Genomic DNA, 18219 nt, shown 5'->3' on the forward strand with positions numbered 1-18219 from the left:
CGGAGATCAAGATGGGTGGTCATCCTTGACCGCACCTCTCACAAGCCAGTCGTCGAGCAAGGCGGCGTCCAGTGGGCCACGATGGGTCGCGACCACGTGGCCATCTGTATCGATCAATACGCTATATGGCAGCACTTCGTCGGCATCGTCGAAAATCAGCGTGGTGCTTGGCGGGGTCAGGCGACCCAGCAAGATCGGGTAACGCACCGGATGTTGGCTGAGAAAGGCACGAACGCGTGCGGGATCATCCATCGCTATACCGAGCACGATAGCTCCGCTTTCGCCGAACTTTGCCTGGGCTTGATCCAGCGCCGGCAGCTCGTCCAGGCACGGCCCGCACCAGCTGGCCCAGAAATTGAGCAGCACGCGGCGGCCACGGTAATCGGCCAGCGCATGGGGGCTGCCGTGCAGATCCGGCAAAACCAGCGCAGGTGCGGGCTGGCCGACCCGCGCCACCACCACGCCCGCCGGCACATGCGCCCGCCGGCTCGCGTACTGCAGCCAGCCGCCCAGGGCGGCGGCCAGCACGGCCACGGCCAGGATGACGGTGTTCGCGCGGCTCAGCATGGCGAAGTTGCCTGATGGCCGACGTTCCGGCTATTGCAGGGGTGGTGGATGCCCCCTCGGCCCCGGGCACTTTCGGGGGTGAGGGCTGGGGCGAGGGGGTGTGGTGGGCGAAAAGCCCCCCTCACGCTGCCCTCTCCCCCAGGCAGAGCCAGGGGGAGAGGAAGGCGGAGCAGACTCACCTTGCCGCCTCGGCCAGCGCCCGCTGCACCAGCGCCGTGGTCAGCACGGTGGGTAGCTGTCGGCCTTCGCCGCCCCCCTTGGGGAACACCACGTACAGCGGCACGCCGGGCGAGTGGTACTGCTGCAGGAAAGCGGTGATGGCCGGGTCTTCGTTGGTCCAGTCGCCTTTCATGTACACCGCGCCGTAGCGCTTGAGCGCGGCGCGGAAGGCGGCGGTGTCGAGCACGGTGTGCTCGTTGGCCTTGCAGGTGATGCACCAGTCGGCGGTCATGTCCACCAGCACCGGGGTGCCGGCGGCGCGCAGTTCGGCGAGCCTGGTCGCGCTGTAAGGCAGGCTGCCGGCCGGCATGGTCGTTGCCGTCGTGGCCGGCAGCTGCGCCAGCAGATAAAGCGGTGCCAGCACGGACAGCGCCAGGAGGGTGGCGGCGAGCTTGCCGGTCATGCCGCCGGCACGGCTGCGCTCGAAGCCCCACAGCGCCATCGCCAGCAGCACCATGGCCACCAGCAGCAGGCCCACCTCATCGGCGCCGCGCTGGTTGGCCAGTACCCAGGCCAGCCATGCGGCGGTGAGGTACATCGGGAAGGCCAGCACCTGCTTGAGCGTCTCCATCCAGCGGCCCGGGCGCGGCATCTTGCGCGCCAGCGCGGGCACGTAGGCGATGGCGAGGAAGGGTGACGCCAGCCCCAGCCCCAGCGCGAGGAACACGGCCATGGCGTACGGCGGCGGTGCCACGAAGGCGTAGGCCAGCGCGCTGCCCATGAACGGCGCGGTGCAGGGGCTGGCCACCACCACGGCCAGTACGCCGGTGAAGAAATCCCCGGCCAGGCCGCGTTGGCGGGCCAATGCGTCGCCGGCATGGCCGAGGCCGGCACCGAACTGCAGTACGCCGGACATCATGAGTCCCAGTGCGAAGATCACGCAGGCCAGCGCGGCCACCACCAGTGGTTGCTGCAACTGCGTGCCCCAGCCCAGCGCGCGGCCGGCCGCGCGCAGCGCGAGGATGCCCGCGCCCAGCGCGGCGAAACTCGACAGCACGCCGGCGGTGTAGGCCAGCGCGTGGCGGCGCCGGCGCGCCGGCTGTTCGCCGCTTTCCAGCAGGCTGACCGCCTTCAGCGACAGCACCGGCAGCACGCAGGGCATCAGGTTCAGGATCAAACCGCCGCCGAGCGCGAGCAGCAGGGCGGCGACGAGTCCGGTGGACAGTGGCCCGCCGGCGGTGGCGGGTGCGGCAGTGCCTGGCGCCGTGGTGGCAGGAGGTGGGACGGGTTGGCCATCGGCCACCGCGCCGCTGGCGAGATCCACCGTGGCCGTGCGTGTCATCACCGGGTAGCAGATGCCGCCATCCTGGCAACCCTGGAAGCTGGCCTGCACGGTGAGCTGGCGGCGGCCCGCGGTGTCGCCTTCGATCGCGACCGGCAGCTCCAGTCCGCCGAAGTACACGGTGACCTTGCCGAATTGCGCGTCCTCATGCGCCACGCTGCCGGCCGGCCAGGCGGGCGCGGCGAGTTTCAGCGCGCCGGCGTCTTTCAGCGTGAGCGCGATGTGGTCGCGGTAGAGGTAGTAGTCCTTGGGCAGCATCCAGCGCAGCAGCAGGTGCCGGCCATCCTGCGCCAGTGCGCTGAAGCGGAAGGCCTGCTCCGCGGGTAGCGGGGTGGTTTGTGTGCCAGGCAGGCTGTCCGGCGCGTTGCCGCCCAGGGACTGCAACGCGGCGCCCAGCGTGACGCCGGCCGGCGCGGCGGCCGCGCTGGGCAACGGCAGGTCGAGCTGTTCGGTGTGCGGCGGGTAGCAGATCTTGGGCTCCACTTCGTGGCAGCCCTGGTAGCGCACGGCCAGCGTGAGGCGCGTGGCGCCCGGCGCCATGGTGTAGGGGATCGTGGCATCCACGCCGTGGTGGTACAGCTCCACCGCGCCGATGTAGGGGTCGACTTCTTTCTCACCCGGCGGCAACTGCGCCTCGCCCAGCGTCACGCCGTCGCCGGCGGTGAACTTCATGCGGCCGCGGTAGAGGTAGTAATCCGGCGCGATCGTCCAGTGCAGCCTGAGCACGCCGGGCGTGCCGGCGTCGGCGCTGAGCCGGTAGGCCGCGGTGACCGGCAGGATGCCATCCTGGGCGCGGCTGACGGTGGCGACGGCCAGGAGGCCAAGCAGCCAGCCGGACAGCAGGATACGGGTGAGCAACGAGGACATCACGACTCCGACAGGGCCGCCCATGGGCGGCGCCCATTATGACGGCAGCCGCGGGATGGGGTTCACGGCGCGACGCTTTCCCGCACCCAGTCCAGATACGCCGCGTGGCCGCGCACCACCGGCAGCGCGATCAGCTCGGGCAGCGCGTAGGGGTGCAGCGCCAGCCAGCGGGCCTGCATGGCCTCGAAGCGGGCGGCGGTGGTCTTGATGAGCAGCAGTTCCTCGGCGTCGGTATGCACCTCGCCCTGCCAGCGGTAGGTGGAGCGCACGCCGGGCAGGCGGTTGACGCAGGCGGCCAGGCCTTCGTCCACCAGTGTTTCGGCCAGCCGCGCGGCGGTTTCGGCGTCGGGGCAGGTGCCCAGGCAGAGCAGGACGGTGTCGTCGGACATGGCGGCGGTGGCTGGGGTGGGTGGCCCACGGTAGAACGCGGGACCGACGCTTGAAAGCGCTCGTTCGTCATCCCATCGCTTGCTGAACAGATCTGTCGATGCAAAAAAACGGTGGCCGGCCTCTTGCAGCGGGCCCTTGCAAAGCTAGAATTGGCACTCATCTACGGAGAGTGCTAACAACCCGCCCTTGTGGCTGGTTCGTCGGTCACTCACTTTTTCAGCCACTCAAGCTTGGGAGCCACCCATGAGCAAACTGCGTCCGTTGCACGACCGCGTCATCGTCAAGCGCCTGGAAGAGGAGCGCGTCTCCGCCGGCGGTATCGTCATCCCCGACAGCGCCACCGAGAAGCCGACCCGCGGCAAGGTGATCGCCGCCGGCACCGGCCTGATCCAGTCGGACGGCAAGGTGCGTCCGATGAGCCTGAAGGCCGGCGACATCGTCCTGTTCGGCAAGTACGCCGGCCAGGAAATCAAGATCGACGGCGAAGAGCTGGTCTTCCTGAAGGAAGACGACATCGTGGCGGTGCTCGAGGGCTGAGCGCGCTGATCGCGCTCGCCCGTCGCTGGAAGCCTGCTTTGGCAAGGCTTTCGAAGCGACGAACTCCCTTTACTTAATTTCAAAATTTTTCAAGGAAAAATTTTATGGCCGCTAAAGAAGTCCGCTTCGGCGAAGACGCCCGCTCGCGCATCCTCAAGGGCGTGAACACGCTCGCCAACGCCGTCAAGGTCACACTCGGCCCGAAGGGCCGCAACGTCGTGCTGCAGAAGAGCTTCGGCGCTCCCACGATCACCAAGGACGGCGTTTCCGTCGCCAAGGAAATCGAGCTGGCCGACGCCTACGAGAACATGGGCGCGCAGATCGTCAAGGAAGCCGCCTCCAAGACCTCCGACAACGCCGGTGACGGCACCACCACCGCCACCGTGCTGGCGCAGGCCTTCATCCGCGAGGGCCTGAAGGCCGTCGCCGCCGGCATCAACCCGATGGACCTGAAGCGCGGCATCGACAAGGCCGTGGTCGCCGCCGTCGGCGAGCTGAAGAACCTCAGCAAGCCCACCGCCGACGACAAGGCGATCGCCCAGGTCGGCACCATCTCCGCCAACTCCGACAGCGCCATCGGCGACATCATCGCCACTGCGATGAAGAAGGTCGGCAAGGAAGGCGTGATCACCGTCGAGGAAGGCTCGGGCCTGGACAATGAACTCGACGTGGTCGAGGGCATGCAGTTCGACCGCGGCTACCTGTCGCCGTACTTCATCAACAACCAGCAGAGCCAGCAGGTCGAGCTGGACGATCCCTTCATCCTGCTGCACGACAAGAAGGTGTCCAACGTCCGTGAGCTGCTGCCGATCCTCGAAGGCGTGGCCAAGGCCGGCAAGCCGCTGCTGATCGTGGCGGAAGAGGTCGAGGGCGAGGCGCTGGCCACCCTGGTGGTCAACACCATCCGCGGCATCGTCAAGGTCGCCGCCGTGAAGGCGCCGGGCTTCGGCGACCGCCGCAAGGCGATGCTGGAAGACATGGCCATCCTCACCAATGGCCAAGTCATTTCCGAGGAAGTGGGTCTGCAGCTGGAGAAGGCCACCATCGCCGACCTCGGTCGCGCCAAGAAGGTCGTCATCACCAAGGAAAACACCACCCTCATCGACGGCGCCGGCGAAGCGGCCAAGATCGAAGCCCGCATCAAGCAGATCAAGGCGCAGATCGAGGAGACCTCCTCCGACTACGACCGCGAGAAGCTGCAGGAGCGCGTGGCCAAGCTGGCCGGCGGCGTGGCCGTCATCAAGGTCGGCGCGGCCACCGAAGTCGAGATGAAGGAAAAGAAGGCCCGCGTGGAAGACGCCCTGCACGCCACCCGTGCGGCGGTGGAAGAAGGCGTGGTGCCCGGCGGCGGCGTGGCGCTGATCCGCGCGCTCAAGGCCATCGAGAACCTGAAGGGCGACAACCAGGATCAGAACCTCGGCATCGCGATCACCCGCCGCGCGCTGGAAGCGCCGCTGCGCGAGATCGTGTCGAACGCCGGCGAAGAGCCCTCCGTGATCCTCAACAAGGTGAAGGAAGGCCAGGGCAACTTCGGCTACAACGCCGCCACCGGCGAGTTCGGCGACATGATCGCCTTCGGCATCCTGGACCCGACCAAGGTCACCCGCTCGGCGCTGCAGTACGCCTCTTCCGTGGCCGGCCTCGCGATCACCACCGAAGCGGTGGTGGCCGAGCTGCCGAAGAAGGAAGAGCACAACCACGGCGGCGCCCCCGGTGGCATGGGCGGCATGGGCGGCATGGATTTCTGATGCCCTCATCCGCGCCATCGTCCCTGATGGCGTGAACCAAGCGGCGGCCAGCCATGGCCGCACTGCTCGCCAAGAGCAGCGCAACACGAAAAACCCCGCTACGGCGGGGTTTTTCTTTGCCAGCCATGTTGACGGCGCGAGGGTCAGCACGCACCGCAATCGCGTGCTTTGCCGTCATGGTGGGCAGCCGGGAAAACGGCTGCCGTCGGGTGACCACAGAAGCGGCTCGTCCGATGTCCGGTCGACTTGCAGGGGCGGTGGGACGGCAAGTTCCAACTACACCCGCCCCAAGGAAACTGTCGCGGCGCGGCCAAATGGCATCGGCGGCACCCGAGGCGGCAAGCCCGCGCGCCGGCACTTCGCAACCGTGCCGTCACTGCGCCCGCATTGCCCCTGTCGCGCCAGGCGCTGCCGCTGGTGCCGGTGCCACATGTGCCAGGTGCGCGTTGGCGGCGGTTTCCGTGGCCTTCGCCAGCAGCGGCTCCAGCTTGCGCGCTATGCGCAACTGGCTGGCGCTGGCCATGCTCTGGTCGAGCGGGTGCAGCGCGGGGTAGTCGACGGGGCGGGGGGCGCCGGGGGCGCGGGTGAGCGCCGCGAGCTGCGGGCCGACCAGCTCGGTGAGTGCGAAATAGGGATCGTCGTGGATGCCGGCGGCATCGAGCAGTTGGCCGGGCAGCAGCCAGGCGGCGGTGTCTTCATGCACGGCGTGGCCGGTGGCGCGCGGATCGACCAGCAGCCAGGTGCCGGCCTGCGCCAGCATGTCCTGTCCATCGACGAAGCCATCGATGCGGTAGCTGTCGGCGAGCCCGGGCAGGTGGTCGCCGTAGAACAGCAGCAGGGTGGGCCGCGCGCGTTTGGCGAGCAGGGCGGCGAGGCGGCCGAGTTCCTGATCGGCGTGTTGCATGTGGTAGAGGTAGTTCTGCAGCTCCTGCTTGTCCTTGCCTTCGATGCCGGCCGGCACGGCGATGGCGTCGCGCGCGGCGCTGTCCTTCGGCTCCACGTCGTAGGGGCCGTGCGCCTCGATGCTGATGGCGAAGAGGAATTGCGGCGGGCCACCGTCCTTCAGCTGGGCCATGATGGCGTCGGTCATGGCGCTGTCGGTCATGTATTTGCCGTCGATGGCGGCATCGGGCGGGAAGGCGGCGCGCGACACGAAGTGCCGGAAGCCCAGCGCCTTGAAGGCGGTGGTGCGGTTCCAGAAGGCGGGGTCGTTGCCGTGCAGGGCGATGGTGTCGTAACCGTGCGCGGCCAGCGTGTGCACGAGGCTGGGCACTTCCTTGTGGTTCATCTGCAGGTAGGGGAACTGCAGGTTGTCGAAGTAGCGCAGCGACAGTCCGGTGAGCACCTCGAACTCGGTGCGGATGGTGCCGCCGCCGAAGGTAGGCACGTGCAGCGCTCCGCTGACCCCATGCTGCGCGAGCTGGTGCAGGTTGGGGGTGAGCTCGCTGTGCGCGTAGCCGCGCATGATGCGGGGGTCGAAGAAGGATTCGCTCTGCACCACCACGATGTCGGGCAGAGTGCTGGCATTGGGCCGCTGCAGCGCCTGCCGCAAAGCGGGCGCCTGGCTGGCCAGCAGGCGCTCGACGGCGATACGGTCGGGTTTGGGTCTGGCTTGCGCGCTCTGCAGGCGGAACATCACCAGCTCGCTGAGGAGGCCGGCGTGCAGGCGGGTGGCGGCGGCCGACCACGGCTCCAGCCACAGCACCCGGCCGTTGTAGAGCGCGCCCCAGAAGCTGACGCCGCCGATCAGGCTGCCCAGCAGCAGGGCCAGCGCGGTGCCGGCGGCCAGCCGCTTGCCGCGCGTGCGGCGGGGCAGCAGCGGCGGCTCAAGCCGCCACGCCACGATTAGCACGATCACGCCGGCCAGCATGGCGAAGTACGGCCATGGGCTGGCGGGCAGGTAGCCGGCCAGCAGATGGAAGCCGCCGCGCCGCAGCTGCCCCACCATGCGGAAATCCGCCGGCAGCAACGGCGTGCCGAGGTTGGCCACCTTGAGCGTGTTGACGCCGTAGATCAGCCCCTCGAACAGCAGGGCGATGCCGGCAGACAGCGCCAGCCGCCGCGTGGCCACCAGCAGCAAGCCGGCCAGCAGCAGGCCAGGCAGCGCGTTGGCGAGCGGGAAGCGCGCCTGGTCGATGAGGCGCAGCGGCAGCACGCCCTCGCCCCCGTCGATGAGGCCGGTGGCGAGCACGAAGACGAGCGTCGCCACGGCGATCAGGGCCGGACGCAGGGCGGGATGGCGGCGAGGCGGGGCGGCGGGTTCGTGGGGCATGGCGTGCGGAGTCGTAAGGGCAAGGCTCGGTGGTGGTGCTTCTTTGAACTTGATGGGCGTCGGGCCTCGGCTTGGCATTTCCCGCGCACCCTGGGCGAAGGTGCGCCGCGCCAGAGTCGAGGAGCACCACGCCACGGCGCTTCGCCCCGCCTGCCAACGCAGGCCACGCTCGGGACGAACGCAGATGCGCGACCGGGACGCGACACTAAAGAGTCATGCCACGGTCATGACAACGTCAACCAAGCTAACCGGGCCGACATGAACCGCGGGCATTCGTATGGCAGCCCGCCCACCGCGATGCGGCACAATGCGGCGATGCCTGTCCACGAATCCCCCGCGCTGCGCGCCCTGGTCGACGACCGCTATGCCGAGCTAGCCAAGCGCTGCCGTGCCGCCGGCGTGCCGCTGCACGACGACGCCGGCGTGGCTGAGCGCATCCGCCGCACGCTGCTGGCCAGCGATTTCGCCTTCGAGGCCTGGCGCGCGCAACCGGCGCTGTTGTCGCCTGCGGGTCTGGAGCGGCTGCGTTCCAACGCCGATGCCGCCGCTCGCGTCGAGGCGCTCAAGCTGCCCGGGGACGAGGCGCTGGCGCTGGCGGCGTTGCGTCGTTTTCGCCATGCCGAGGCGCTGCGGCTGGTGTTTCGCGATGTGAACGGGCTGGACGAGTTGCCCGAAACCCTCTCCGCCACCAGCGTGCTGTACGAGGTGCTGCTGGAGTCTGCGCTGGGCTGGAGCGAACGCGCGCTGGCGGCGCGCTATGGCGTGGCGCGCAGCGCGGAGGGCGAGCCGCAGCACCTGGTGGTGGTGGGCTTCGGCAAGCTGGGCGGCGCGGAGCTCAATTTTTCCTCCGATATCGACCTGGTGCTGGCCTACCCGCAGGGCGGGCAGAGCGACGTCGCGCGCAGCCTCGACAACGGCGAATACTTCGTGCGGCTGGGTCGGCAACTGGTGCGCCTGCTGCACGAGCCCACGGTGGACGGCATCTGCGCGCGCGTCGACCTGCGCCTGCGCCCGTTCGGCAACGCCGGGCGCCTTGCGCTGTCGTTCGCCGCGATGGAGCAGTACTACCAGCACGAGGGCCGCGATTGGGAGCGTTATGCGTGGATCAAGGCGCGCCCGGTGGCCGGTGATCGCGGCGCCGGCAAGCAGCTGTCGGAGCTGCTGCGGCCCTTCGTCTATCGCAAGTATCTCGACTACACCGCCTTCGCCGGGTTGCGCGAGATGAAGGCTCTGATCGATGCGGAAGTGGCGCGCAAGGATCTTTCGGACAACCTCAAGCTGGGCTCCGGCGGCATCCGCGAGATCGAGTTCATCGTGCAGCTGGTGCAGCTGATCCGCGGCGGGCGCGAGCCCAGCTTGCGCGTGCGCGGCTTGCTGGCCGCGCTCACCGCCTGCGAGGCGCGCGGCCACATCCCGGCCGTGCGCGGCAAGGCGCTGCGCGAGGCCTACGTGTTCCTGCGCCGGCTGGAGAACCGCGTGCAGATGCTGCGCGATGCACAGACACACGACATCCCCGACGATGCGCTCAGCCGCGAGCGCCTCGCGGTGGGACTGGGCTGGGCGGCGTGGGAGCCGCTGGGCGAGGCGCTGGCGCGGCATCGCGAAATCGTTGCGGCTGAATTTGCCGCCGTGCTGATGCCGCATGGCGGGCGCGGCGCGCAGGTGCCGGCGGCCGACGCGGCGCTGTGGCAGGCGGCCTGCGCGCAGACGCTGGAGGCCGGTACGCTGGAGGCCAGCGGCTTCCGCCCCGGCGAAGCGGCGCGCGACGCGCTGGTCAAGCTGCCGCAGGGCGGCGCGGTGCGCGCGATGTCGGCGCGCTCGCGCGAGCGGCTGGATCGCCTGGTGCCGCAACTGATCGCCGCCGCGCGCGGCAGCGCGGCGCCGCAGCCGTGCCTGTTGCGGTTGTGCCAGCTGGTGCAGGCAGTGGCGCGGCGTTCATCCTACCTGGCCCTGCTGGAAGAGCAGCCCGCCGCGCGCAAGCGCCTGGCCGCGTTGTTCGCCGGCAGCGCGTTGCTGGCCGCGCGGGTGATCGCGCAGCCGCTGCTGCTGGACGACGTGCTCGATCCGCGTATCGACCAATTGCCGCTCAAGCGCGCGGACATCGCCGCCGAGATCGCGCGCGTGCTGGCCGCGCTGGACGAACGCGGCGCCGAGGCCGAGCTGGAGCGCATCAACGAGTTCCAGTCCTCCACCGCGTTCCGGCTGGGGCTGGCCTTCAACGACGGCCGCGCCGATGCCGCGGCCACTGCGCGCCGGCTGGCCGCGCTGGCCGAGTCGGTGGTGGGCGCGGTGACCCAGCTTGCCGAACGCGAGCTGGCCGCGCAGCACGGACGGCTGCCGGGCGAGGGCTCGGGCTTCGCGGTGCTGGGCTATGGCAGCCTGGGCGGCGCCGAGCTGGGTTTCAGCTCCGACGTCGACCTGGTGTTCGTCTACGACGGCGAGCGCGCGCGGCAAATGAGCGACGGCGCGCGCCCCATCGAAGGCGTGCGCTGGTACCAGCGCCTCGCCCAGCGGGTGATGAACTGGCTCACCGTGCCCACCCGCGCCGGGCACCTGTACGAGGTGGATACGCGGCTGCGCCCGGATGGCTCCAAGGGGCTCCTGGTGGGCAGCCTCGATGCCTTCATCGCCTACCAGCGCAGCCGTGCGTGGACGTGGGAGCACCAGGCCTTGCTGCGTGCCCGCCCGGTGGCGGGCGATGCGCAGCTGGGCGAAGCGCTGGTGGCGGTGCGCCGCGACATTCTCGGCGTGCCGCGCGAGGTCGCGCGGGTGCGCGACGAGGTGAGCCAGATGCGCCGGCGCTGGCGCGCCGAGCGTGACCGCTCCGACGCGCGCCAGTTCGACCTGAAGCAGGGCGTGGGCGGCCTGCTCGATATCGAATTCGCCCTGCAGGGGCTGGCGCTGGCGCATGCCGCCCAGCATCCGGCCCTGCTGGATGCCACCGCCAACGTGGCCCTGCTCACCGCCTGCCGCGAAGCCGGCCTGCTCGCCCCCGCGCAGGCCGGGACGCTGGCCGCCGCGCATGCCGGGCTGCTGCACCGCGCGCTCACCTGCACGCTGGATGCGCGCTCGCGGGTGGCCGCGCGCGATACGGAACTGGAGGCGCTCGCCGCGCGCGTGACCGCGGTGACGCGTGCGCTGGGCTATGCCTTTGAGTGAAGGCGAGTGAATTTTTCAGGCGCCCAGCCCGGCCACGCCGGTGACCGATCCGCCCCGGTGCGCGTGGACAGGTGCCGGACGCCGGGATAAAGCATCCCGCAGGATGCGGCATGCCTCACCGGTTCTACGGGGATGGCATCACCCTGTCTGCCAGCGCGGCGCGCACCGCCGGCGCGAGGCGTGCGGCCCAGCGTGCGTACTGGCGCGCGTCGGGATGCAAACCGTCGGCGGCCAGCTCGTCGGGCCATGCGCGCGACAGGTCGGTGATGTCGACGAAGGCCGCGCCGGCGGCCCGCGTGGCGGCGTGGGCGATGGCGTTGTGGCGATCCAGCGCCGCCGCGATGGCGGCGCGGTCGCGGCCGCCTTCGTGCGCGAAGCGGGTGACGCCCCAGTCGGGAATCGACACCACCACCACGTGCCCGGCGCGTCCGCCGGCCAGCGCGACGGCGCGCGCGAGCAGGGCGCCGAATGTCGTCCGGTACTCGTCTTCGTCGCGGCCGCGGTACTGGTTGTTCACGCCGATCAGGAGGCTCACCAGCGCGTAGGGCGGTGAGAAGGTCGCCGCATCCATCGCCGCGGACAGCTCGTCGGTGGTCCAGCCGGTGGTGGCGAGGATCGTGGGCGCGGCCAGCGGCACGCCTTCATCGCGCAGCCGGGCGGCGAGCTGCACCGGCCAGCGGCCTGCGGCGGGCACGCCCTCGCCGATGGTGTAGGAGTCGCCCAGGGCGAGGTAAGTCAATGGCATGGCCGGCTCCTTGTCCTTCTCCCATTGGGAGAAGGTGGCCCACCGGGCCGGATGAGGGTACGAGGTGGGGCGTAGTGCACGGGAAACCGAACCCTTACCCCAGCCCCTCTCCCGGCGGGAGAGGGGCTTTGCGCATCAGGCCACGGCGCGGCGCGGCTGTTCGGCGGCGAGGCCGGCCAGTACGCGTTCCATGCGCACGAACACCTCGCGCAGCTGCGCCGGCGGCGGCAGCAGGGTGAGGCGCAGGTGGCGGCTGTCCTGCACGTTGAAGCTGGTGCCGGGCACCACCAGCACGGCTTCCTCTTCCAGCAGGCGCAGTGCGAAGGCTTCGTCGTCAAAGCGCGCGATGCGGTCGGCGCGCACCTGCGGGAAGGCGTACAGCGCGCCGCCGGGCGCCACCACGTCGAGGTAGTCGCTGGCGGCCACGCCGTCGAGCACGGCGCGGCGCGCCTCGTGCAGGCGGCCGCCCGGCGCGGTGAGCGCGGTGATGGTGGGGGCGTCGGCCAGCGCGGGGATCACCGCCCACTGCGCGGTGACGTTGGCGCACAGGCGCAGCGCGGCCAGCAACTGCAGCGCGTCGCGGTACTCGGTGCTGCGCGCGGGGGTGCCGGACAGGCTCATCCAGCCGACCCGGTAGCCGCAGGCGCGGTGCACCTTGGAGAGGCCGCCGAAGCTCACGCAGGTCAGCTCGCCGGCCACCTCGGCCAGCGGCTGGAAGCGGGCTTCGCCGTAGAGGATTTCGTCGTAGATCTCGTCGGCGAGCAGCAGCAGGCCGTGGCGCGCGGCCACCGACACGATGCGCTCCAGGAGCTCACGCGGGTACACCGCACCGGTGGGGTTGTTGGGGTTGATGAGCACCAGCGCGCGGGTGCGCGGGGTAACCAGTGCCTCGATCTCGTCGGGGTCGGGCAGATGGTCGTTGTCCGCGCTGCAGCGGTAGTAGCGCGGCGCGCCGCCATTCAGGATGGTGGCGGCGCTCCATAGCGGATAGTCGGGGCTGGGCAGCAGCACCTCGTCGCCGGGCTGCAGCAGGGCGCGCAGGCTGAGGTCGATCAACTCGCTGACGCCGTTGCCGATGAAGATGCGCTCCGCCGCCACGTGGCGCGCGCCGCGTGCGTGTTGCTGCGCCGCGATGGCTTCCCGCGCGGCCTCCAGCCCCTGCTCGTGGCCGTAGGCCTCGCTCTCGGGCAAGTGGGTGGCGATCGCCTCGCGCAGGTGGGCCGGCGTCTGGAAGCCGTAGCGACCGGGGTTGCCGATGTTGAGCTTGATGATGTCGCGACCGGCCGCTTCCAGCTCACGGGCGCGTCGGGTCAGGGCACCACGGATTTCGTAGCGCACATCGGCCAGGTGCGCGCTGGGTTTGATCGAAGCCACCACGGAATCCTCAAACCGGCGCCACCGCCGGCACGCCGTCGATCCTAGCAGCGTTGTGCGGTGCAGCGCGAGTCGGTCAGCGGGCGTTGCGCGGGCAATTTCGGGGCAGGGCATAATCCGCCCCAGCCCCGCGGAATCCCCGTCCATGAGCGAAGCCGAGATCCTTCTGCGTTTGCGCCGCATCGGCTGGCGCGGCGATGCCTTGCCGGAAGACGGCCGTCGCGTGGCGCGCGTGGTGGCCCAGCACCGTGCCGGCTACGAGCTGCACGACGGGGTCGAAAGCTTCGGCGCGCAGCCGGCCGGGCAGTTCCTCAAGCGCAGCCTCGACCCCGGCGAGCGCCCGGCGGTGGGCGACTTCGTGGAAATCGAGCCGGGCAAGCCGCCGCATATCGTCGCCGTGCTGCCGCGCCGCAGCGTGCTGTCGCGCGCCGCCGCGGGCGAGCGCTACGCGCGCCAGCTGATCGCCGCCAACATCGATTACGTGCTGGTGCTCACCGGGCTGGACGGTGACTACAACCCCGCGCGCATCGAGCGCTACCTCTCGCTGATCGAAGGCTCCGGCGCGCAACCGGTGGTGCTGCTGAGCAAGGCCGATCTGCACGACGACGCCGCCGCGCGTGTGGCCGAGCTGCGCGCGCGGCTGCAGCCCGGCACCCCGGTGCATGCGCTGAACAGCAAGGATGCGGTGAGCGTGGCGCAGCTGGCCGCCTACCTGCAGCCCGGCGACAGCGCGGTGCTGGTGGGTTCCTCCGGCGCCGGCAAATCCACCCTCACCAACTGCCTGCTGGGGGTGGATCGCATGGCCACCGGTGCGGTGCGCAGTCGCGACAGCCGTGGCCGCCACACCACCACGCATCGCGCCCTGCTCATGCTGCCCAGCGGCGGCTGCCTGATCGACACGCCCGGCATGCGCGAGCTCAAACTCACCGGCGAGGAAAACCTGGATCTCTTCGCCGACATCGATGAACTGGCCGTCGCCTGCCGCTTCGCCGATTGCGGCCACGGCAGCGAACCCGGCTGCGCGGTGCAGACCGCGCTGGACAGCGGCGAGCTGTCGCCCGAGCGCTGGCGCAATTATCTGAAGCTGCGCGATGAGCGCGAGGAACAGGCCGCCACGCTGGAGGCGAAGCTGCGTCGCCAGCGCGGCGCCCGCCCGGCCGAGCGCCCACACGCGCCGCGCGGATCGCGCGAGAGGGATTGAGATGGCCATGTCGGTGCGGCCCCGCGATGGCGGGATCAGCCTGGTGATGCTGTTGCTGGCCGGGCTCGTGCTCTACGGCGCCTGGCGCGAGGTCGCCCATCGCGATGGCCTGCTGCTGGTCGTGGTACCGGCGGCGCTGATGCCGGCCGTGGTGGCGGCGCTGGCGCGGCGACAGCGGCGCGGGCCGCCGCGATGAACCCGTCCGCCCTCGATCTCAAGCACTACGCCGCGCTGGATCGGCGCCTGCTGGCCGCGATCAGGCCCATCCGCATCCTGCCCACGGTGGCCTGGCCCGCCTCGCTGGAAGATCGGTTGATCGCCGAATACACGCAGGGGCGTTTCAGCCTGCCGCAGCTGGATTACGTGCGCCCCGCGCTGGGCGATGCCTGCCGCGAACTGGACGAGATCGAACGCGAGGTGTCGCAGTCGGGCAGCGATGCGCTGGCGGCCTACCTCGGCTGCACCGCGCAGTCGTGGCGCATTGCCGCGGAAATGCTGCAGGCGGTGGGCACCGCCGGCGTCACCGAGCCGTCCATCCTGCTGTACGGCCGGCCGGGCGATGCGATCCCCGGCAGCGCGCGCAGCAATACCGATGCGGCGCGCTATTTCGTTGAACTGGCCGACGAGCTGGGCGCCGATCTCGACGGCGATGCCGCCGAGGAGGGCGTCACCGCCGAAGCCTTGCGCGACGAACTGACGGCCAAGCTCGATGCCTTCTTCGGCGCGGGGCAGGTGAAGGTGGAGGTTGATCCCGAACTCACCGCCAAGGCCGCTGCCGGCGCCAGCCGCATCCGCCTGCGCGGCGGCGCCAGCTTCACCGATTACGATCGCCACCAGTTGCTCGCGCACGAGGCGCTGGTGCACACGCTCACCGCGCTCAACGGCCGCGCGCAGCCGGTGCTGGCCTCGCTGGCGCGCACCTCGCCGCGGGTCACCGCCACGCAGGAAGGGTTGGCGGTGTTCGCCGAGCTGATGAGCGGCGCCATCGACATCGCGCGCCTGAAGCGCATCAGCCTGCGCATCCTCGCCATCGAGAGGGCGCTCGCCGGCGCCGATTTCATCGAGGTGTACCGGTTCTTTGTCGAGCAGGGGCAGAGCGTGGCCGACAGTTTCCATTCCACCCAGCGCGTGTTCCGTGGCGTGCCGGTCACCGGCGGCGCGGCCTTCGCCAAGGACAACGTGTACCTCTCCGGCCTGCTCAACGTGCACACCTTCTTCCGCTGGGCGCTGAAGGAACGCCGGCTGGAACTGCTGCGTTACCTGTTCGCCGGCAAGCTCACCCTGCAGGATGTGGTGGCGTTCGCGCCGCATTTCGCCAGCGGCGCGCTGGCCCCGCCGCGCTACCTGCCGCCGTGGATGCGGCAGGTGCACGGGCTGGCCGGCAAGCTGGCGTTCTCGGTGTTCATCAACGGCATCCGCATGGGCAAGGTGCACCCCGACGAGCTGGTTTGAACGGCTGGCGTACATGTCGCGGTGATACCATCCGGGCAAGCCGCCCCGCGGCCCCTTTCCACTGCAAAAGCCCCATCCCCATGGCCGATTCCGAAGACCTGCGCCACGCCGCGCTCGAGTACCACCGCCTGCCGCGTCCAGGCAAGATCAAGGTGGCGCCGACCACCGCGCTGCTGACCCAACGCGACCTGTCGCTGGCCTATTCGCCCGGCGTGGCCTACGCCTGCGAGGCCATCGTGGAGGACGCCAACGCGGCCAGCGAAATGACCGCGCGCGGTAACCTCGTCGCCGTCATCACCAACGGCACCGCCGTGCTGGGCCTGGGCGACATCGGCCCGCTCGCCGGCAAGCCGGTGATGGAAGGCAAGGGCGTGCTGTTCCAGAAGTTCGCCGGCGTGGACGTGTTCGACATCGAGCTCAACGAACGCGACCCGGACAAGCTGGTGGAGATCATCGCCGCGATGGAGCCCACCTTCGGCGGCATCAACCTGGAAGACATCAAGGCGCCGGAGTGCTTCATCGTGGAGCGCAAGCTGCGCGAGCGGATGAAGATCCCGGTGTTCCACGACGACCAGCACGGCACCGCCATCATCGTCGGCGCCGCCGTGCTCAACGCGCTCGCCGTGGTCGGCAAGGACATCGCCACGGTGAAGGTGGCCACCACCGGCGCCGGCGCGGCCGGCATCGCCTGCCTGGACATGCTGGTGGCGCTGGGCGTGCAGCCCGGCAACATCCTCGCCTTCGACCGCGAGGGCGTGATCCACGCCGGCCGCGCCAACCTCGATCCGGACAAGGCGCGCTACGCGCGCGCCACCGACAAGCGCACGCTGACCGAGATCGTGGCCGGCGCCGACGTGTTCCTCGGCCTCTCTGCCGGCGGCATCCTGAAGCCCGAGATGGTGGCCGGCATGGCCGCGCGGCCGATCATCCTCGCGCTGGCCAACCCCAACCCGGAGATCCTGCCGGAGGACGCGAAGCGGGTGCGCCCGGACTGCATCATCGCCACCGGCCGCTCGGACTATCCGAACCAGGTCAACAACGCGCTGTGCTTCCCCTACATCTTCCGTGGTGCGCTGGACGTGGGCGCCACCGTCATCAACGAAGCGATGAAGACCGCCTGCGTGCGCGCCATCGCCGAGCTGGCGCGCATGGAAGCCTCCGACCTGGGCAGCGCCTACGGCGGCGAGGTGCCCACCTTCGGCGCCGACTACCTCATCCCGCGCCCGTTCGACCGCCGCCTGTTGGTGATGCTGGCGCCGGCGGTGGCGCAGGCGGCGATGGACTCCGGCGTGGCCGCGCGCCCGATCGTGGACATGGACGCCTACAAGGAAAAACTCGGCCAGTTCATCTACCGCACCGGCCTCATCATGAAGCCGGTGTACGACCGCGCCCGCGCCGACCTGAAGCGCGTGGTGTACGCCGAGGGCGAAGAGGAAACCGTGCTGCGCGCGGTGCAGACCGTGGTCGACTACAAGCTGGCGCGGCCGGTGCTGATCGGTCGCCCCGAGGTGATCGACAAGCGCATCCAGCGGCTGGGCCTGCGCCTGCGTCCCGGCGTGGATTTCGAGCTCACCAACATCCTCGACGACCCGCGCTTCAACGACTACTGGCAGCAGTACCACGCCATGACCGAGCGGCGCGGGGTGACCCCCGACGCGGCCAAGAACCTGCTGCGCTCGCGCCCCACCTTGATCGCCGCGATGATGGTCAAGCGCGGTGAGGCCGACGCGATGATCTGCGGCCTGGTGGGCCGCTACCACAAGAAACTCGGCTACGTGCGCAGCGTGTTCAACCTCGCGCCCGGCATCCAGTGCACCTCGGCGATGACCGGCGTCATCAACGACAAGGGCACCTGGTTCTTCCTCGACACCCACGTGCAGCTCGACCCCACGGCCGAGCAGATCGCCGAAGCCACCATGCAGGCCAGCTACCGGCTCAAGCTGTTCGGCATCGAGCCCAAGGTGGCGCTGCTGTCGCACTCCAACTACGGCAGCCACGACAACGCCAGCGCCGCCAAGATGCGCAAGGTGCGCGAGATCCTCCAGGCACGCGTGCCCAAGCTTGAGATGGATGGCGAGATGCAGGCCGACACCGCCTGGGACGAGATGCTGCGCAAGCGCATCTTCCCCGGCACCACGCTCTCGGGCCGCGCCAACCTGTTCGTGATGCCCAACCTCGACGCCGCCAACATTGTCTACAACATCGTGCGCGTGATGACCGACGGCGTCGCCATCGGCCCGATCCTGATGGGTCTGGACAAGCCCGCCCACATCATCACCACGGCCTCCAGCGTGCGCCGCGTGGTCAACATGACCGCCATCGCGGCGGTGGACGCGCAGATCCGGGCAGCGCAGGGGAAGTGAGGGGGATTCGGCGCCGATGAAAATTCCGCGTCGTGCGGAATTT

13 protein-coding genes are annotated in these 18219 nt (G+C 70.0%); 7 read left to right on the forward strand and 6 right to left on the reverse strand.

The genetic code is table 11. The annotated features are described in order from the left end of the window. Positions 1 to 6: 6 nt before the first annotated feature. The 3 genes from AC3WQA_RS12605 to cutA all read right to left on the reverse strand — a co-directional run bounded on the left by AC3WQA_RS12605 (position 7) and on the right by cutA (position 3324). A complete protein-coding gene (locus AC3WQA_RS12605) occupies positions 7 to 567 on the reverse strand; it encodes a TlpA family protein disulfide reductase (protein WP_492675386.1) in 561 nt (186 codons plus the stop codon). Between the two features lie 175 nt (positions 568 to 742). Then, complete coding sequence (locus AC3WQA_RS12610) at positions 743 to 2935, reverse strand: protein-disulfide reductase DsbD family protein (protein ID WP_492675387.1); 2193 nt, start codon at positions 2933 to 2935, stop codon at positions 743 to 745. A gap of 62 nt (positions 2936 to 2997) precedes the next feature. Further along, positions 2998 to 3324, reverse strand: a complete 327-nt coding sequence (gene cutA, locus AC3WQA_RS12615) for a divalent-cation tolerance protein CutA (protein WP_492675388.1) — start codon at positions 3322 to 3324, stop codon at positions 2998 to 3000. Between the two features lie 244 nt (positions 3325 to 3568). Here cutA and AC3WQA_RS12620 point away from each other — a divergent pair, with 244 nt between their 5' ends. Beyond that, the gene (locus AC3WQA_RS12620) at positions 3569 to 3862 is read left to right on the forward strand and encodes a co-chaperone GroES (protein ID WP_492675389.1); all 294 of its coding nucleotides are present in this window, start codon (positions 3569 to 3571) and stop codon (positions 3860 to 3862) included. Positions 3863 to 3966: 104 nt separating this feature from the next. Next, positions 3967 to 5610 (forward strand): chaperonin GroEL, encoded by a 1644-nt coding sequence (groL, locus tag AC3WQA_RS12625; RefSeq protein ID WP_492675390.1) that lies wholly within the window; start codon positions 3967 to 3969, stop codon positions 5608 to 5610. 373 nt (positions 5611 to 5983) lie between these two features. On the opposite strand, the gene AC3WQA_RS12630 is transcribed toward groL, so the two are convergent. Beyond that, positions 5984 to 7882 carry an LTA synthase family protein gene (locus AC3WQA_RS12630; protein WP_492675391.1) on the reverse strand — a complete coding sequence of 633 codons (1899 nt, stop codon included), beginning with the start codon at positions 7880 to 7882 and terminating at the stop codon, positions 5984 to 5986. Positions 7883 to 8197: 315 nt separating this feature from the next. On the opposite strand from AC3WQA_RS12630, the gene glnE reads away from it, so the two are divergent. Next, the gene (gene glnE / locus AC3WQA_RS12635; protein ID WP_492675392.1) at positions 8198 to 11041 is read left to right on the forward strand and encodes a bifunctional [glutamate--ammonia ligase]-adenylyl-L-tyrosine phosphorylase/[glutamate--ammonia-ligase] adenylyltransferase; all 2844 of its coding nucleotides are present in this window, start codon (positions 8198 to 8200) and stop codon (positions 11039 to 11041) included. A gap of 124 nt (positions 11042 to 11165) precedes the next feature. Here glnE and AC3WQA_RS12640 read toward each other — a convergent pair whose 3' ends face one another. Together AC3WQA_RS12640 and AC3WQA_RS12645 are read right to left on the reverse strand one after the other, a co-directional pair. Beyond that, positions 11166 to 11786 carry an SGNH/GDSL hydrolase family protein gene (locus AC3WQA_RS12640; protein WP_492675393.1) on the reverse strand — a complete coding sequence of 207 codons (621 nt, stop codon included), beginning with the start codon at positions 11784 to 11786 and terminating at the stop codon, positions 11166 to 11168. Positions 11787 to 11921: 135 nt separating this feature from the next. Then, the gene (locus AC3WQA_RS12645; RefSeq protein ID WP_492675394.1) at positions 11922 to 13160 is read right to left on the reverse strand and encodes an aminotransferase class I/II-fold pyridoxal phosphate-dependent enzyme; all 1239 of its coding nucleotides are present in this window, start codon (positions 13158 to 13160) and stop codon (positions 11922 to 11924) included. A 145-nt stretch (positions 13161 to 13305) separates the two neighbouring features. Between AC3WQA_RS12645 and rsgA the strand changes: the two genes are divergently transcribed. The 4 genes from rsgA (at position 13306) to AC3WQA_RS12665 (ending at position 18176) form a co-directional block, all read left to right on the forward strand. Next, on the forward strand, positions 13306 to 14361 hold the full coding sequence (gene rsgA, locus AC3WQA_RS12650; RefSeq protein WP_492675395.1) for a ribosome small subunit-dependent GTPase A: 1056 nt from the start codon (positions 13306 to 13308) through the stop codon (positions 14359 to 14361). Between the two features lie 7 nt (positions 14362 to 14368). Next, positions 14369 to 14557 (forward strand): hypothetical protein, encoded by a 189-nt coding sequence (locus AC3WQA_RS12655; RefSeq protein WP_492675396.1) that lies wholly within the window; start codon positions 14369 to 14371, stop codon positions 14555 to 14557. After that, positions 14554 to 15813, forward strand: a complete 1260-nt coding sequence (locus tag AC3WQA_RS12660; RefSeq protein WP_492675397.1) for a peptidase MATCAP family protein — start codon at positions 14554 to 14556, stop codon at positions 15811 to 15813. Before AC3WQA_RS12655 ends, AC3WQA_RS12660 begins: the two co-directional genes overlap by 4 nt. An 80-nt stretch (positions 15814 to 15893) precedes the next feature. Beyond that, a complete protein-coding gene (locus AC3WQA_RS12665) occupies positions 15894 to 18176 on the forward strand; it encodes an NADP-dependent malic enzyme (protein WP_492675398.1) in 2283 nt (760 codons plus the stop codon). The last annotated feature ends 43 nt before the right edge of the window (positions 18177 to 18219 follow it).

This window comes from Rhodanobacter sp. FW106-PBR-R2A-2-24 (genome assembly GCF_058789615.1).

Bases quoted from the DNA above. Each gene is read 5' to 3' on its own strand.
- AC3WQA_RS12605 (WP_492675386.1), bottom strand. From the start codon at position 567: ATGCTGAGCCGCGCGAACACCGTCATCCTGGCCGTGGCCGTGCTGGCC.
- AC3WQA_RS12610 (WP_492675387.1), bottom strand. From the start codon at position 2,935: ATGTCCTCGTTGCTCACCCGTATCCTGCTGTCCGGCTGGCTGCTTGGC.
- cutA (WP_492675388.1), bottom strand. From the start codon at position 3,324: ATGTCCGACGACACCGTCCTGCTCTGCCTGGGCACCTGCCCCGACGCC.
- AC3WQA_RS12620 (WP_492675389.1), top strand. From the start codon at position 3,569: ATGAGCAAACTGCGTCCGTTGCACGACCGCGTCATCGTCAAGCGCCTG.
- groL (WP_492675390.1), top strand. From the start codon at position 3,967: ATGGCCGCTAAAGAAGTCCGCTTCGGCGAAGACGCCCGCTCGCGCATC.
- AC3WQA_RS12630 (WP_492675391.1), bottom strand. From the start codon at position 7,882: ATGCCCCACGAACCCGCCGCCCCGCCTCGCCGCCATCCCGCCCTGCGT.
- glnE (WP_492675392.1), top strand. From the start codon at position 8,198: ATGCCTGTCCACGAATCCCCCGCGCTGCGCGCCCTGGTCGACGACCGC.
- AC3WQA_RS12640 (WP_492675393.1), bottom strand. From the start codon at position 11,786: ATGCCATTGACTTACCTCGCCCTGGGCGACTCCTACACCATCGGCGAG.
- rsgA (WP_492675395.1), top strand. From the start codon at position 13,306: ATGAGCGAAGCCGAGATCCTTCTGCGTTTGCGCCGCATCGGCTGGCGC.
- AC3WQA_RS12655 (WP_492675396.1), top strand. From the start codon at position 14,369: ATGTCGGTGCGGCCCCGCGATGGCGGGATCAGCCTGGTGATGCTGTTG.
- AC3WQA_RS12660 (WP_492675397.1), top strand. From the start codon at position 14,554: ATGAACCCGTCCGCCCTCGATCTCAAGCACTACGCCGCGCTGGATCGG.
- AC3WQA_RS12665 (WP_492675398.1), top strand. From the start codon at position 15,894: ATGGCCGATTCCGAAGACCTGCGCCACGCCGCGCTCGAGTACCACCGC.